16 protein-coding genes are annotated in these 13,768 nt (G+C 70.6%); 10 read left to right on the forward strand and 6 right to left on the reverse strand.

Annotated features, from left to right (window positions below):
- Positions 1-38: 38 nt before the first annotated feature.
- Together M3M55_RS07195 and M3M55_RS07200 are read left to right on the forward strand one after the other, a co-directional pair.
- A complete protein-coding gene (locus tag M3M55_RS07195) occupies positions 39-1,556 on the forward strand; it encodes a carboxypeptidase M32 (protein WP_249012142.1) in 1,518 nt (505 codons plus the stop codon).
- Between the two features lie 158 nt (positions 1,557-1,714).
- Positions 1,715-2,704 (forward strand): malate dehydrogenase, encoded by a 990-nt coding sequence (locus M3M55_RS07200; RefSeq protein WP_249012143.1) that lies wholly within the window; start codon positions 1,715-1,717, stop codon positions 2,702-2,704.
- Positions 2,705-2,878: 174 nt separating this feature from the next.
- On the opposite strand, the gene M3M55_RS07205 is transcribed toward M3M55_RS07200, so the two are convergent.
- The 3 genes from M3M55_RS07205 to M3M55_RS07215 all read right to left on the reverse strand — a co-directional run bounded on the left by M3M55_RS07205 (position 2,879) and on the right by M3M55_RS07215 (position 4,970).
- Positions 2,879-3,334, reverse strand: a complete 456-nt coding sequence (locus tag M3M55_RS07205) for an Rrf2 family transcriptional regulator (protein ID WP_249012144.1) — start codon at positions 3,332-3,334, stop codon at positions 2,879-2,881.
- Between the two features lie 246 nt (positions 3,335-3,580).
- Positions 3,581-4,027: an SRPBCC family protein gene (locus tag M3M55_RS07210; RefSeq protein WP_249012145.1), complete on the reverse strand. Its 447-nt coding sequence runs from the start codon at positions 4,025-4,027 to the stop codon at positions 3,581-3,583.
- A gap of 13 nt (positions 4,028-4,040) precedes the next feature.
- On the reverse strand, positions 4,041-4,970 hold the full coding sequence (locus tag M3M55_RS07215) for an NAD(P)H-binding protein (RefSeq protein ID WP_249012146.1): 930 nt from the start codon (positions 4,968-4,970) through the stop codon (positions 4,041-4,043).
- A gap of 150 nt (positions 4,971-5,120) precedes the next feature.
- Between M3M55_RS07215 and M3M55_RS07220 the strand changes: the two genes are divergently transcribed.
- From M3M55_RS07220 to M3M55_RS07235, 4 genes are all read left to right on the forward strand, one after another.
- On the forward strand, positions 5,121-5,348 hold the full coding sequence (locus M3M55_RS07220) for a hypothetical protein (protein WP_249012147.1): 228 nt from the start codon (positions 5,121-5,123) through the stop codon (positions 5,346-5,348).
- A gap of 70 nt (positions 5,349-5,418) precedes the next feature.
- On the forward strand, positions 5,419-5,910 hold the full coding sequence (locus M3M55_RS07225; protein ID WP_249012148.1) for a hypothetical protein: 492 nt from the start codon (positions 5,419-5,421) through the stop codon (positions 5,908-5,910).
- A gap of 48 nt (positions 5,911-5,958) precedes the next feature.
- Complete coding sequence (locus tag M3M55_RS07230; RefSeq protein WP_249012149.1) at positions 5,959-6,582, forward strand: hypothetical protein; 624 nt, start codon at positions 5,959-5,961, stop codon at positions 6,580-6,582.
- 110 nt (positions 6,583-6,692) lie between these two features.
- Positions 6,693-7,385, forward strand: a complete 693-nt coding sequence (locus M3M55_RS07235; RefSeq protein ID WP_249012150.1) for a hypothetical protein — start codon at positions 6,693-6,695, stop codon at positions 7,383-7,385.
- A 57-nt stretch (positions 7,386-7,442) separates the two neighbouring features.
- Here the strand turns inward: M3M55_RS07235 and M3M55_RS07240 are convergent, their stop codons facing one another.
- Positions 7,443-7,931 (reverse strand): RNA polymerase sigma factor, encoded by a 489-nt coding sequence (locus M3M55_RS07240; RefSeq protein ID WP_249012151.1) that lies wholly within the window; start codon positions 7,929-7,931, stop codon positions 7,443-7,445.
- A gap of 83 nt (positions 7,932-8,014) precedes the next feature.
- On the opposite strand from M3M55_RS07240, the gene M3M55_RS07245 reads away from it, so the two are divergent.
- The gene (locus M3M55_RS07245) at positions 8,015-8,584 is read left to right on the forward strand and encodes a hypothetical protein (RefSeq protein WP_249012152.1); all 570 of its coding nucleotides are present in this window, start codon (positions 8,015-8,017) and stop codon (positions 8,582-8,584) included.
- A gap of 93 nt (positions 8,585-8,677) precedes the next feature.
- Here M3M55_RS07245 and M3M55_RS07250 read toward each other — a convergent pair whose 3' ends face one another.
- Positions 8,678-10,054 carry a glycine--tRNA ligase gene (locus M3M55_RS07250; protein WP_249012153.1) on the reverse strand — a complete coding sequence of 459 codons (1,377 nt, stop codon included), beginning with the start codon at positions 10,052-10,054 and terminating at the stop codon, positions 8,678-8,680.
- 57 nt (positions 10,055-10,111) lie between these two features.
- On the opposite strand from M3M55_RS07250, the gene M3M55_RS07255 reads away from it, so the two are divergent.
- Positions 10,112-10,432 carry an FmdB family zinc ribbon protein gene (locus M3M55_RS07255; RefSeq protein WP_249012154.1) on the forward strand — a complete coding sequence of 107 codons (321 nt, stop codon included), beginning with the start codon at positions 10,112-10,114 and terminating at the stop codon, positions 10,430-10,432.
- An 82-nt stretch (positions 10,433-10,514) separates the two neighbouring features.
- Here the strand turns inward: M3M55_RS07255 and M3M55_RS07260 are convergent, their stop codons facing one another.
- Positions 10,515-11,855 carry an LCP family protein gene (locus M3M55_RS07260; protein WP_249012155.1) on the reverse strand — a complete coding sequence of 447 codons (1,341 nt, stop codon included), beginning with the start codon at positions 11,853-11,855 and terminating at the stop codon, positions 10,515-10,517.
- Positions 11,856-11,879: 24 nt separating this feature from the next.
- On the opposite strand from M3M55_RS07260, the gene M3M55_RS07265 reads away from it, so the two are divergent.
- Positions 11,880-12,854: an ROK family protein gene (locus tag M3M55_RS07265; RefSeq protein WP_249012156.1), complete on the forward strand. Its 975-nt coding sequence runs from the start codon at positions 11,880-11,882 to the stop codon at positions 12,852-12,854.
- Positions 12,855-12,864: 10 nt separating this feature from the next.
- The gene (rsmI, locus tag M3M55_RS07270) at positions 12,865-13,767 is read left to right on the forward strand and encodes a 16S rRNA (cytidine(1402)-2'-O)-methyltransferase (protein ID WP_249012157.1); all 903 of its coding nucleotides are present in this window, start codon (positions 12,865-12,867) and stop codon (positions 13,765-13,767) included.
- Position 13,768: the final 1 nt, after the last annotated feature.

Here is a 13,768-nt window from a genome sequence, read left to right on the forward strand (position 1 = left end):
GCGTCCGCCCCGCCCGTCCCCGATCTGAAGGAGATCTGATGAGTACCAAGCTCCAGCAGCTGCGTGAGCGGCTCGCCGAGGTCGAGGACCTCACCCAGGCCGCCGAGCTGGCCAGTTGGGATCAGCACACACAGATGCCTCCGCGCGGGGCAGCCCAGCGGGCGGAGATGCTCGCCACCCTCGAACGGCTCGCCCACGAACGGTTCGTCTCCGCTGAGGTCGGCCGGCTGCTCGACGCTGCCGCGGCCGAGCTGGACGCGGCCGGACGTGACAGCCCCGACGATGATGATGTCGCGCTCGTCTTCCACGCCCGTCGGGTGTGGGAGAAGGCGCGCAAAGTCCCGACCGACCTGGCCGGGGAGATCGCCCGCGCCTCCTCCCTTGGGCAGGAGGTGTGGGTCACCGCGCGGGCCGGCAACGACTTCGCCGCCTTCATCCCGGCGCTCACGCACAACCTCGAGCTGAAGCGGCGCTACGTCGAATGCTTTGACGGCTTCGACTGCGCCTATGACGTGCTGCTGGACGACTATGAGCCGCAGATGACGACCGCTGAGGTGACCCGGCTGTTCTCGGAGTTGCGCGACGAGCTCGTTCCCCTCATCGCGACGTTGAGTGCCCGTGAGGTCGACACCTCGATCCTCCACGGTCACTTCCCCGTCGAGGCTCAGCGCCGGCTCGTCCGCGAGGTCATCTCCCTCCAGGGCTGGAACCCGGAGGGGTGGCGGATGGATGATTCCGCCCACCCGTTCGCGACGAGCTTCGGCGCCACCGACGTGCGGATCACCGACCGCTGGGAGGAGGGGTACTTCGCCTCCAGCCTGTTCGGGGCGATGCACGAAACCGGCCATGGGCTCTATGAGGCTCAGGTCGCTCCCGAGCTGATGCGCACGCCGCTCGGGCACGGCGTCTCCCTCGGCGTACACGAGTCACAGAGCCGGCTGTGGGAGAACATGGTCGGGCGCGGACGTCCATTCGCCGAGGTTCTCGCCCCGAAGGTCGCCGACTGCTTCGGCGGCGCCCTGACCGGGGTCAGCCCCGACGCGCTGTTCCGCGCGGTCAACCGGATCTCCCCGTCGCTCATCCGCGTTGAGGCTGACGAGGCGACCTATGGCCTGCACATCATCATCCGCTTCGAGCTCGAGCAGGCGCTCGTCAACGGCACTCTCGCGGTGGCCGATCTGCCGGAGGCCTGGAACGCCAAGTACAAGGAGTACCTCGGCATCGACGTGCCCAGTGACGCAGACGGGGTGCTCCAGGACGTGCACTGGTCGGGCGGGCTGATCGGGTACTTCTCCACCTACGCGCTCGGGAACCTGATCGCCGGCCAGTTGTGGGGGGCGGTCAACCGCGACATCCCCGACCTTGCTGACTCGCTCGCCGCGGGGGAGCTCTCGCGGCTGCGGGAGTGGCTGGGCACCCACGTTCACCGTCACGGCGCCAAGTACCTCACCCCGGGGCTGCTCGAGCGCGTCGTCGGGACCGGCATCGAGGTCGGTCCCTTCGTCGCCTACCTCAAGGCCAAGCTCTCCGCCGTGTACGGGATCGCGCTCGACTGAGGGGCGGGGGCCGGGGAGGGGGTCCCTTCCCGGCCCCCGCCCGGGCCTTGCCGGCGGCCTTCCTCCCGCCGGTCAGAGGCCGTCGGTCTGGCGGCGAGCCTCCCCCGGGGCGGACCTCGTAGGATCGAGCCAGCTTTGAGCCACCAGGAGAAGAAACTGTGAGTCACCCCCCCGTGAAGGTCGCGGTCACCGGCGCGGCCGGACAGATCGGATACGCCCTCTTGTTCCGGATCGCCAGCGGCCACCTGCTCGGTCCCGACACGCCCGTCGCGCTGTCGCTGCTGGAGATCGCGCCCGCCCTCAAGGCGGCCGAGGGGACCGCGATGGAACTCGACGACTGTGCCTTTCCGCTGCTCGCCTCCGTCGACATCTCCGACGATCCCAACGTCGCCTTCGACGGCGCCAACGTCGCCCTGCTCGTCGGCTCGCGGCCCCGCGGTCCGGGAATGGAACGCGCCGACCTGCTCGAAGCCAACGGCGGGATCTTCAAGCCACAGGGTGCGGCGCTCAACGCCCACGCAGCCGCGGACATCAAGGTGCTCGTCGTCGGCAACCCGGCGAACACCAACGCTCTCATCGCCCGATCCCACGCGCCCGACATTCCGGCCGAGCGGTTCACCGCGATGACGCGCCTCGATCACAACCGCGCCAAGGCGCAGCTGGCCAGGAAGGCCGGTGTGACGATCGCCGACATCACCAACGTCACGATCTGGGGTAACCACTCCTCGACGCAGTATCCGGACATCTTCCACGCGAAGCTCGCCGGGGAGAACGCCGTCGCTGCGATCGACGATCAGGAGTGGCTCGAGCACGATTTCATTCCGACGGTGCAGAAGCGCGGGGCGGCGATCATCGACGCGCGCGGCGCGTCCTCGGCCGCCTCGGCGGCGAACGCCGCCATCGATCACGTCCATGACTGGGTCGCCGGCACCCCTGCCGGTGACTGGGTGTCGATGTCGGTGACCTCTGACGGTTCCTACGGGGTGCCCGCGGGGCTCATCTCCTCCTTCCCGGTCACCACCCACGGTGGGACCTACAGGATCGTGCAGGGCTTGGAGATCAACACGTTCTCCCGTGCGCGAATCGACGCAACCGCTCAGGAACTCGCGGACGAGCGCGCCCAGATCACCGAGCTCGGCCTGATCTGAATCTGGACCGAAGTGACTCGCCTGGGGTACCGGTCACACACTGACAGTGTGTGACCGGTCCCGGAGTCGGGTTGCTTTCCGTGTCAGCGACCGGTTCTGAGATCGGCGCCGTCGGCACCGTGGTGACGGTCCCTCGGCCGAGTCGAGGTACCCCCCACCGAGTGCCTCGGGGCCTTACTCGGCGGTCGTCGTCGCCGCACCCTCGACCGGGTGCCAGCCCTGACCGTCGCGCTTGACGAGCCCGTCGGAGACGAGCTTGGGCATCACGCGGTAAAGGTAGTTCGGCTCGATCGTCAGCTCCTCGGCGATCTGGGGAATGGTGATCCCGGGCCGCTGCTGAACGAGCGTGAGGGCCTGGTTGGCGCGCGTGCTGCCGTTGCGGCGTCCCCGCGGACGGCCCGGACCGCGACGGCGGCTCCCGGAGGCGGCCTTCCCCCGCGGCGTCGCCGCACGCGCTGGCGGCGCCTCGGTGCTGGACTCGCCGGCGGTGCTCGCGCCCCGCGGCCGTCCGGCGCTGCGACGGCCGCCGGTGAGAGCACTGCGCGCCGCCTCAAGGCGGGTCAGTTCCTCCTGAAGTTCGGCCATCCGTGTGTCAATGTCACGAACTGTCGCATCAACGAAATCTGCCATTCAGTTGCTCCTCAAAAGGGTGGGAAAGACATATCACCCTAGCGGGTCACCTGCCAAAGGCGGCAATGGCGGACCGGGACAGCCGATTCTCCGGCCGATGGTACGGACACCGCGAGGGGGAGGCAGACACCGCGAGGGGGGAGAAATGTGTTCTGTGGACGCATTTCTCCCCCCTCGTCAGCCTTGACGGTCACGTCACCCTGACGGTCGGCGCCCCGACCCGCGGTCCGGGGCGGCGGACGGACCTCAGTGCTCCAGTAGCGCCTTGAGCTTGGCGAGGGAGCGGTTGGCCTCACGCGCTGACGCCGGACCGACGACCACCCGTGAGGCGGCCTTGCCGATCGGGCCCCCCGGTGCCGTGAACTCGTTTGCATAGTCAAACCGGGTCGGTCCCTCGGCCGGCCCGCTGAGGCAGTAGCGGATCGCGGCCCGAGACCCGGCCGGGCCTCGCCCGTGCCATTGCGCCTCCGTCGGTGCCTGCACCGAGGTGAGTGTCCAGTGGATCGTCACCGAGAGACCGTGGAGGGAGAGGACCTGATCCATCTCGGACCCCTCCGCCGTCGGGTTGGCGGATTTGACCTTCACGGACCGGTGGATGGTCACCCAGTCGGCGAGCCGGTTCGGGTCGAGGATGGTCGCAAAGACGACGTCAGGGGCGACGGCGATCTCGATGGACGCGTTGACGACGGTCATGGCCGGTGCGGGTTCATCGGGCCGCCAGCGGTTCGCTGGTCTCCCACTGTGCGAGGGCGTGCTCGATCGCGGCGTCGAGCCGGTGACGGCGAACCCCGAGCAGTGCGGCGGCCGCGGCGCCGTCGGGAAGCAGGTCGCTGTCGAGGCTCTCCATCAACGGGCGGATGAAGTCGGGGTCCTCTCCGGCGATCAGGGCGGCGACGCGGGCGGCGATCGGGGTGAGGGTGATTCCGGGGAGGGGGAGGGTCGGTCGTTCGAGCATCATCAGATCACGGATCCGTTCGATCAGGGCGCGGTAGCTGAGCACGTCGGGCCCCGAAATGTCAAGGGCGCGTGCGCCGGGGTCGGCGACGGTCGCCCCCGCCCGCAGGAACGCGCTGACGTCGCGGTCGTCGACGGGCGCGGTGCGGTGTTCGCGCCAGGCGGGCAGCGCGAGCACCGGCAGCCGCTCGACGAGGCGGACGAGGAAGCGGAAGGAGCGCGACTGGGCGCCGATCACGATCGAGGCGCGGAAGGCGAGCGCCTCCGGGGTCGCCCCGAGCAGCAGCGACTCGACGGCGAGGCGGCTGGCGAGGTGGGGGGAGGGGCGGACCCCGGGTGGAACCGGCCCGCCGAGGTAGAGGGTGCGGCGAACGCCGGCGAGGCGGGCGGCGAAGGCGTAATGCTCGGCGGCGCGGCGCTCGAATGAGGGGAAGGCGGCGCCGCTCGGCCCCTCCATCGAGTGGATCAGGTAGTAGCCGACGTCGACGCCGCGGAGGGCGCGATCCAACCCGGCTCCGCTCACCGCGTCGCCGGCGAAGAACTCGACCTCGGCGAGGTGGGGGTGCTGGCGCAGGTCCGGCGCACGCCGACTGAGCCCGCGGACACGGTGCCCGTCGGCGAGCAGACCGGGCGCGAGAGCGGACCCGACCGCGCCGGTGATGCCGAGGATGAGGATCTCCATTCCCCTCAAAGCTACGGAAAATGCGGGGAGAACCGCGCTGGGATCGGAAAAACCCTGCAGGATCCAGGGAAAACGCCTCGACGGAGAAAGTCATGCGATTTCCGGGTTTCGGCGTTGCGACCCGCTCGGGGAGCCGCTTTAGTGACGGGCATGCCGAACCCCGGAGTCGCCGCGAAGCCGAGTTGTGACAGCTGCTTCTTCGGTGAGAACATGCTCTGCGCGGTGAGTGAGGCGGCGCCGTGTCCGACCTACCGGCCCAACCATCCCGGTGGGCTGCGCCCACCCCAGCAGCTGCGGCTCAACTTCCGCCACGAGCGACGCCTGCAGGTCGCCTGGGCGTTTCCCTCGCCGGCCGAACAGGGCGCCCTGCACGCCTGATCGCCGTGCATGTCCGGTGAGGTTCGCGGGTATGCTCGGGCCATCCTCAAGCTGCCCAAAGGAGAGATATATGGCCAAGCGCACCAAGCTCGGCAACGCGAGTTCGGTGGGGGGCGATCTGGCGGAGGAAGCCAGCTCCCTGCTGAAGCGTCTCATCGACGAGTCTCAGCTCCGTGAGGCGGTCGAGAAGCTGATCGACGAAGGACAGGCTGCCGCTGACCGCCTTCCCGCCACGGGCCGGAAGGCGCGCAAGCAGGCCAAGCGGGAGCTCAAGCGGATGGGCAGGAAGGCGAGCCGCAAGGCCGCCAAGCAGCAGCGCAAGCTCGCCCGCAAGGGTGCGGCGGTCGCCGCTGAGGGCAAGGTGCTCGCCAAGCAGAAGAAGGGTTCGGTCAAGCGGATCCTCACGCTGGGTGGCGGCGCCGCTGTCGCCGCCCTGGTCGTCTCCGAGTCGCTGCGCTCCAAGCTGCTCGATGCCCTGTTCGGGGCCGAGGAGGAGTTTCAGTACACCCCGCCTGAGCCGCCCGCCGCAGCGGGCGCGGGAACGCCGCCGCCCGCGGCCTGATCGGCTCTGAGCCTTCGCGCCCGTCTGGGGATCGCCACGGCCGCCGCCGTGGCGATCCTCGCCTTCGGGGTCGGCCAGCTCGTCCTGCCCGGGATCGCCGCCCAGACGATCCGCTCCCGGCTCGCGCCCCACGGGAACGTCCTCAGCGCCCGGGTCTCCGTGTTCCCGGCGATCGAACTGCTCTTCGGGGCGGCCGACCGCGTCAGCGTCGTGATGGGGCACTACCGGGCCGATGCCGCCCAGGTGGCCAGCGACCTCGAGCAGGCGGCCGGGGTCAATGTTCTCCAGGTGCGTGTCCACTCGGTCACCGCCGGGCTGCTCACCCTCACCGGGGTGACGGTGACCAAGCGCGGCACCCTGGTCACCGGGAGCGGCGACATCTCCGAGGCGACGCTGCGCGGTGCCGTGCCGTTTCTCAGCTCGGTCACGCCCGTCGCCTCCGCCGGCGGTCAGCTCACGCTCCTGGGCACCGCCAACGTGCCCTTCCTCGGCCCCGTCAGCGCGGAGGCGACCGTATCCGCCGTGAACGGCAGCGTCGTCGTCGCCGGGGCCGGCCTCTTCTCGATTTTCCACCTCACCGTTTTCTCCGACCCGCACCTTGAGGTGCTGTCGGTCGCCGGGGCGCGCCGCCCCGGCGGACTCAGCATCAGCGTCCGCGCACGCTACCGCTGAGCGGGTCCGGCGCAGGGCACCGCGATGACCGGGGGCGGGAAGGTTTGTGCCCGATCGTGCGTCCTGGCGATCGACAGGAATGCCATTGCCATGCCGTTAAGGTGGAGTGAGTGGAACGCGAGCGCGAGCCTGAGGTCGATTGGATCGCCGCCGAACTGGCGCGTGCTCGCGTCAGCGAGCACGCGCCCGAGGATCTGCACCGGCGGATCCTCGAGCGCGCCGACGCCGGTCCTGCCCGGCGGACCGGGCTGCGGCGCGTGTCCAGATCCGCCGGGGGGACCCCACCGCACCGGGGGATCGGTCTCGGCCCGCGGGGACCGCGCCCGCTGGCCGGTGCCGTCGCGCTGATCGCCGCGCTCGCGATCGCCCTCATCCTGAGCCTCGGTACGGGCGGGCACTCCGGACCGACGGTCCTCGCGGCGGCCGCGTCACTGCCCCGGGCCGGCGGCTGGTCCGGGCCGGCTTCCGCGTCGGGCGGGACAGGGCGGCGGGCCTACCGCGGCTTCGCCGGGATCCACCTCCCCGCCGTCCTCAGTCGCCCGGGATGGAGGACGACCGGGACGCGCACGGTGTTCGTCGGGGGCCGTGCGCTTGAGGTCTCCGGTTACCTCACGCGCGCCGGTCAGGTGGCGGTCACCTATGCGGTCGCGGCCCGTCCCGTGCTCAGAGGCCAGTCACGCGGCTACTCGACGTTCCGCCTCGGGCCCCGCACCGTCGTGAGCTGGCAGGAGGCCGGGCATAGCTGCCTGCTGCTGAGCGCCAACCTCTCTGCCGCCCGTCTCCTCGCCATCGCGAGCAGCTGAACACCCGGCCGCCGCTCGGTCCCGACCTGCGCTGCCGGAGCCGCGGCCTCCCCTCCGCTACCCGAGCCGCGCCGCCAGCCGCTTGCGCCCACGGTGCACGCGGGTGGCGATCGTCGCCTCCGGCACCCGGAGGTGCTCGGCCGCCTCCCGGTAGGACAGGCCGACGACGTCAACGGCGACGACCGCCTCCCGGAACTCCCCCGGCAGTTCGGCGATCGCGGCGTACAGCTCACTGGTCTCGAGGTGACGCTCGGGGGTCGCGCCCGCGCGGACGTCGGCGAGCTGATCGTCCTCGAGCGCGGGGACGAGCACCGGGCGGCGCTGACGAGAGCGCCGGCGTGATCGGTGCGTGTTGGTGAGCGCGCTCAGCAGGTAGCCGACGTCGTTGGCTCGCGTCACCCACCGGGGCCGGGCGAGAACCCGTGCAAAGGTCTCCTGGACCAGGTCCTCGGCCTCCTCACGTGAGCCGGTGAGGCTCCAGGCGGCCCGATAGAGACGATCGATGTGGTCGCCGAGGGAGTCGGGGTCAAGACGGTGGCCTGCCATCGCGCCACCGGGAGCTTATGGTCGGGAAGGTTGTGACGACGTTGGCGTCTGACAGGAGACAGCACACCAACCAGGAGATGCATATGCCCAAGATCCTTCCCGTCGGCCCTCTCGTCGCGATCGCCGCCAGTGCCGTTGCGATCAGCGGCTGCGGCTCGGCGGCCAACGCCGCCTCCGCCCATTCCGCGACCGCCAAGACCAAGGCGAAGGCGACGTCGAGTGCGACGACGAACAGTGCGGCGAAGATGAGCAAGGCCGCCCTGATGACCGCCAAGGTGACCGTCAACGGCGTCAAGGAGCAGATCGTCGTCACCGGCGCAGGCCGTCCCGTCTACCAGCTGACCGGTAACACCATCGCCCACCCCAAGTGCGCGACCAAGGCCTGCCTGCACGTCTGGCCGGCGGTGACCGCCGCGCACCCGACCGCCCGTGGCCTGCACGGCAAGGTCGGGGTCTGGCATCACGCAGGGATGAGCCAGCTCACCCTCGACGGCCACCCGCTCTATGAGTTCATCGGCGACTCCGGTCCGGGGCGCGCCACCGGGCAGGGAATCCACAGCTTCGGTGGGGTCTGGTACGTGCTGAGCCCAAGCGGTCAGCCGCTCACCAAGACGACCAAGAGCAGCTCCAGCAGCTCATCGTCCGGGTACTGATCCGGTGGGGTCCCGGCGTGCACGCCGGGACCCCACCCCGCTCGCGTTGGGCCGGGGTCGACACCGGCCCGGGCGTACGGGACCGCAGCCGGCTCAGCCGGCTTTGGGGGAACGCCACGGGGCGCGCAGCCGCGCCTGGAAGTGGGCGGGCAGCCCGGAGATCGGGAGCCGCTCCTGGGTGAGGCTGTCGCGGTCTCTGACGGTGACCGTCGCGTCCTCGAGGGACTGGTGGTCGACGGTGACCGCCCACGGGGTGCCGATCTCATCCTGGCGGCGGTAGCGCCGTCCGATCGCGCCGCCTTCGTCGTATTCGACCTGCATCAGCTCACGCAGGGCGGCGACGATCTGGCGGGCGAGCTCGGGCTGGCCGTCCTTCTTGACGAGCGGCAGCACCGCCACCTTGACGGGCGCGATCGCCGGGTGCAGGCGCAACACGGTCCGGGTCTCTCCGTCGATCTCATCCTCGTCGTAGGCGTCGATGAGGAAGGTGAGCGCGGCCCGGTCCGCTCCGGCGGCCGGCTCGATCACGTGCGGGAGGTAGCGCTCGCCGGTCGCGGTGTCGACGTACTCGAGGTTCTGGCGGGAGGCGGCCGCATGCTGGGTGAGGTCGAAGTTGCCGCGGTTGGCGATCCCCTCGAGTTCGCCCCAACCCATCGGGAACCGGTACTCGACGTCGGCCGTCCCGCTCGAGTAGTGGCTCAGCTCGTCCGGGTCGTGCTCGCGCAGACGGAGCCGGTCGGGCCGCACCCCGAGGCGCAGGTACCAGTCGAAGCGCTCGCGCTTCCAGTACTCGTACCACGTCCCGGCCTCCGTCGGGGGGACGAAGAACTCCATCTCCATCTGCTCGAACTCGCGTGTGCGGAAGATGAAGTTCGCCGGCGTGATCTCGTTGCGGAACGACTTGCCGACCTGGGCGATGCCGAACGGCGGCTTCTTGCGGCTGAACTGCAGGTACTGCTTGAAGTTGAGGAAGATCCCCTGGGCGGTCTCGGGCCGCAGGTAGACGACGGACCCCTCATCGGCGACCGGGCCGACCTGGGTCTTGAACATCAGGTTGAACTCACGCGCCTCGGTGAGATCGCAGGACTCCGCCTCACCGGGGCGCTTGGACGGTTTCTGTCCGCACTGGCCGTCCTCGAGTTTGTCGGCGCGGAACCGTTTCTTGCAGGTGCGACAGTCGATCAACGGGTCGGTGAAGCCGGCGAGGTGACCGGAGGCCTCCCAGGTCCGCGGGTGCTGGATGATCGCCGAGTCAAGCGCGACGACGTCATCGCGTTCCTGGAGCATCGCCCGCCACCACTGCGCCTTGACGTTGTTCTTGAGCAGCACCCCGTAGTGGCCGTAGTCGTAGGTGTTGCCGATCCCGCCGTAGATCTCCGAGGCGGGGAAGACGAAGCCGCGCCGCTTGCACAGGGAGACGATCTTCTCCATCGTGACGGCATCAGGAGTGGGGCTGGTCGCGTCGCTCATCAGCGCTGAGGGTAGGTCAGTCGAGCCTTCCGGGGCGGGCCCACTATCCTCACCCCCATGCCGTTGTACGAGTACAAGTGCAAGAAGGGGCACGTCTTTGACGCGATCCAGAGTTTCTCTGAGGATCCGCTCACCACGTGCGAGATCTGCGGGGCCAAGGCCGAGCGCGTGCTCAGCGCCCCGGCGATCCACTTCAAGGGCTCGGGCTTCTACAACACCGACTACGGGACCAAGCGCCGCGCCAAGGAGAAGGACGCCGCCGGCGGTGACGGCGGGGGATCGAGCTCGAGCTCGGATTCCTCGAGTTCAGACTCCGGTTCCTCCGGCTCCTCGGACTCGACGTCGTCGGCGCCGGCTGCCGCCGCCAAGTCCGACTGACCCGCTTCGGGCGGCTCCGCCGTCACGGAGCCTCGGTCGTCGCGGAGCCCCGGGGGGCGGCTCCTGCACCGTCGAGGAGTTCTCAGCCGTCGAGGAGTTGGTGGACCTTGGCCCGGATGTCGGCGGCGCTCGGGATCAGCACGTCCTGACCGTTGTAGACCCCGTTGGTCTCGTTGAGCGTCTGGGGCGTGTAGGCGCCGCCGAGCTCGGAGGAGACGAACAGCTGCAGCAGCGTTGAGGCGCCCATGTCGGTTTGCACGACGCCGGGGGCGTCCCAGGCCGCCCACGGAAGGTGGAAGAACGCGGGGGCGCTGAACAGCTGGGATTTGATCCCGTTGAGGATCACCTGCTGCATCTTCTCGCGGTTGATGTCGTTGTAGGCGAGGTTGCAGGAGTTGTCGCGGGTGCGGGCGAGGGTGAGCGCCTCGGTCCCGGTGAGGTGGTGGGAGCCCGGCTTGAGAAACAGGCTGTAGCCGCCGTTCTTGACCCCGCCGGAGATCGTCGAGCAGATCCGCGGCGTCGTCACCGTCACCCCGCCGATGTCGTTGATGAACTGGGGGAAGTTGCCGAGGTCGACGATGATCACGTGATTGATCTTCACCCCGGTGAGGCCCTCGACGATCTTCACCGTCAGCGCCGGGCTCTGGGACCAGGCGGCGTTGATCTTCGCCTCCCCGAGCCCGGGGATGGCGACGAGCGTGTCGCGGGGGATCGACAGGCGGCGCGACACGCCGCCCCCGACGTGCCAGAGCATGATCGTGTCCGTGTTGGCGACCGCCTCGTTGTAGTTGGAGCCCGGCTCGTGGGAGCTGTAGCCCGTCGTCGGCCGGTTGTCGAGTCCGAGCACGAGCACGTTCTGGGCGGAGACGAGCATCGGCGCGGACACCGGCGTGAGCGCCTTGGCGAGCGCCGGCGGGATGTTGCCCGCCTTGTTCTGAGCGGAGATGACGAACAGCACCGCCGACAGCGCCACCCAGGCGACGGCGAGGACGGCGAGATACTTCAGCGCCCGCCACACCGTCCAGGTCCGTAGGCCCCAGCGCGCGAGTCCGCGCGGGCTGCCCAGGACGGTCGCCGCACCCCGGCGGCGGACCCGGTCACGTCCCCGTCCGCTCGCGCTCCTGGCCCTGCCTGCCCCGCCGGCGCGCTCGGCCGCCTCGATCCGGCGTCCGAGCTCGGACTCGCTCTCTCCGCGCAGGCGGGCCCCGACGCCCCGCGGAGCGGACCGGTAGACGCGGTAGCTGGGCTCCGGCTCGCGGCCCGGTGAGGGCCGATCGTCCGGGTCGTCGAGGAACGCGTCGACCTGCGGACGGCTCGCCCGACCCCGGCGGGCGGCGTGCGTCGCCCCCCCGCGCCGGCCCGGGCGCTCGCCACTCGCGCGGTAGGCACGATATTCGGGGTCTTCAGGGGGCTGACGGCTCATCCGGGCATTCCATATAGTGGGCGCATGCCTGGCCGCCGCGTCATCGGCGTTGACGTCGGCGGTTCCAAGGTGTTGGCCGGGGCGGTCGACGCCGGGCTGGCGGTGCACCATCGCACCCGCTTACCAGTTCGCGGTCTCGACCCGCAACTCCTCCTGCAAACGGTACAACAGGCGGTTGAGGAGGCGATCGAGCACGCCGGCGGTGAGGTGATCGGGGTCGGGTTCGGGATCCCGTCGATGATCGATCGCCGCACCGGCGTGAGCCGGCTCGCGATCAACCTCGAACTCGGGGACGTCCCGTTCGCGGCGCTGATGTCCGAGCGCCTCGGGTTGCCCTGCGTCGTCGACAACGACGGCAACCTCGCCGCGCTCGCCGAACATCGGGCCGGGGCCGCGGTCGGCACCGACAACGCGATCGCGCTGACGATCGGGACCGGGATCGGCGGCGGGTTGATCCTCAACGGGCGCCTCTACCGCGGCAGCATCGGCACCGCCGCCGAGCTCGGGCACATCGTCATCGACGCGGACGGGCCGCCCTGTCAGGGCCACTGTCCCGGTCGGGGCTGCCTGGAGGCGCTCGCCTCCGGCACCGCCCTCGAGCGGGAGGCGGTCCGAATCGGGGCCGAGCATCCTGACAGCGGGCTCGGCCGTGCGGTCGCCGCCGGCACCGACCCGCTCGGGCCGGTGGTCAGTGAACTGGCCTGGGACGGCGACGTCCCCGCGCTCGTCGTCCTCGAGCTGATCGGCACCCGGCTCGGCACGGCGTGCGCGACTCTCGCGAACATCTTCAACCCGGAGGTGATCGTGATCGGCGGCGGGGTGATCGCCGCCGGCGAGCGGCTGCTCGCGCCGGCGCGGGCCGAGTTCGCGCGCCGTGCCCTTCCGCCGTGCGCGGACGGGGTGCGGTTGGTGCCGGCACGGTTCGGGATCGAGGCCGGGATGCTCGGGGCCGCGGTGCTCGCCCTCAGCGAGCTCGACGGCGCTCCGACCTCGGCGTGAGCCTGTCAGCATGACGGCGATGAGTGGCAAGCTGATCATCTGCCCGACCCCGATCGGCAACCTCGAGGACATCACCCTGCGCGCCCTCGCCGTGCTCCGGGCCGCCGACGTGATCGCCTGTGAGGACACCCGTCGCACCGGTGTGCTGCTCAAACACTATGGGGTCGGCGCGACGCTCGTCAGCTACCACGAGCACAACGAGCCCGCCCGGGCGGCCGACCTCGTGCGACGCATGCATCACGGTGAGACCGTCGTCCTCGTCGCGGACGCCGGGATGCCGCTCGTCTCGGACCCCGGGTACGTGCTCGTCCGTGCCTGCGTCGCCGCCGGAGTCGGCGTCGAGGTGCTTCCCGGCCCCAGTGCCGCCCTCGCCGCCCTCGTGGCCTCCGCGCTGCCCTCCGACAGCTGGAGCTTCAAGGGGTTCCTTCCGCGCAAGCGGGCCGAACTGGAGGCCGTTTTCACCGCGACCGAGACGGTCGTCGCCTTCGAGTCCCCGCGCCGAGTGGGGGCCTCCCTCGCCGTGCTCGCCGAGCTCGACCCCGGCCGCCCGGTCGCCGTCTGCCGCGAGCTGACCAAGGTTCATGAAGAGGTCGTCCGCGGGCGGGCGGACGAGCTCGCCGCCCGCTACGGCGAGGAGCCGCCGCGCGGGGAGGTCGTCCTCGTCATCGGTGCCGCCCCGCCCCCCGCCGACGTCGACCTCGCCCCGGCCCTGGTCGCGCTGCGGCGCCTGATCGCCTCCGGAGCCAAGCCGCGGGTCGCCGCCGGCGTCGTCGCCGAGCTCACCCACACCGCCGCCAACACGCTCTACCGCGCCCTCACGGCCGACCCCGACCCCGCCCCGCCGGACGGCCACAGCGTCCGCCCCGACCCGGTCGACGCATCCACTGCCACCGACCCCGACGTCAGCGACTGAC

It is taken from the genome of Conexibacter sp. DBS9H8, from assembly GCF_023330685.1.
In the GTDB taxonomy this organism is placed as follows: domain Bacteria; phylum Actinomycetota; class Thermoleophilia; order Solirubrobacterales; family Solirubrobacteraceae; genus Palsa-465.

Coding starts and splice junctions, on each gene's coding strand:
- M3M55_RS07195 (WP_249012142.1), top strand. CDS start 39: ATGAGTACCAAGCTCCAGCAGCTGCGTGAGCGGCTCGCCGAGGTCGAG.
- M3M55_RS07260 (WP_249012155.1), bottom strand. CDS start 11,855: ATGAGCCGTCAGCCCCCTGAAGACCCCGAATATCGTGCCTACCGCGCG.
- M3M55_RS07225 (WP_249012148.1), top strand. CDS start 5,419: ATGGCCAAGCGCACCAAGCTCGGCAACGCGAGTTCGGTGGGGGGCGAT.
- M3M55_RS07220 (WP_249012147.1), top strand. CDS start 5,121: ATGCCGAACCCCGGAGTCGCCGCGAAGCCGAGTTGTGACAGCTGCTTC.
- M3M55_RS07255 (WP_249012154.1), top strand. CDS start 10,112: ATGCCGTTGTACGAGTACAAGTGCAAGAAGGGGCACGTCTTTGACGCG.
- M3M55_RS07205 (WP_249012144.1), bottom strand. CDS start 3,334: ATGGCAGATTTCGTTGATGCGACAGTTCGTGACATTGACACACGGATG.
- rsmI (WP_249012157.1), top strand. CDS start 12,865: ATGACGGCGATGAGTGGCAAGCTGATCATCTGCCCGACCCCGATCGGC.
- M3M55_RS07240 (WP_249012151.1), bottom strand. CDS start 7,931: ATGGCAGGCCACCGTCTTGACCCCGACTCCCTCGGCGACCACATCGAT.
- M3M55_RS07265 (WP_249012156.1), top strand. CDS start 11,880: ATGCCTGGCCGCCGCGTCATCGGCGTTGACGTCGGCGGTTCCAAGGTG.
- M3M55_RS07245 (WP_249012152.1), top strand. CDS start 8,015: ATGCCCAAGATCCTTCCCGTCGGCCCTCTCGTCGCGATCGCCGCCAGT.
- M3M55_RS07210 (WP_249012145.1), bottom strand. CDS start 4,027: ATGACCGTCGTCAACGCGTCCATCGAGATCGCCGTCGCCCCTGACGTC.
- M3M55_RS07215 (WP_249012146.1), bottom strand. CDS start 4,970: ATGGAGATCCTCATCCTCGGCATCACCGGCGCGGTCGGGTCCGCTCTC.
- M3M55_RS07250 (WP_249012153.1), bottom strand. CDS start 10,054: ATGAGCGACGCGACCAGCCCCACTCCTGATGCCGTCACGATGGAGAAG.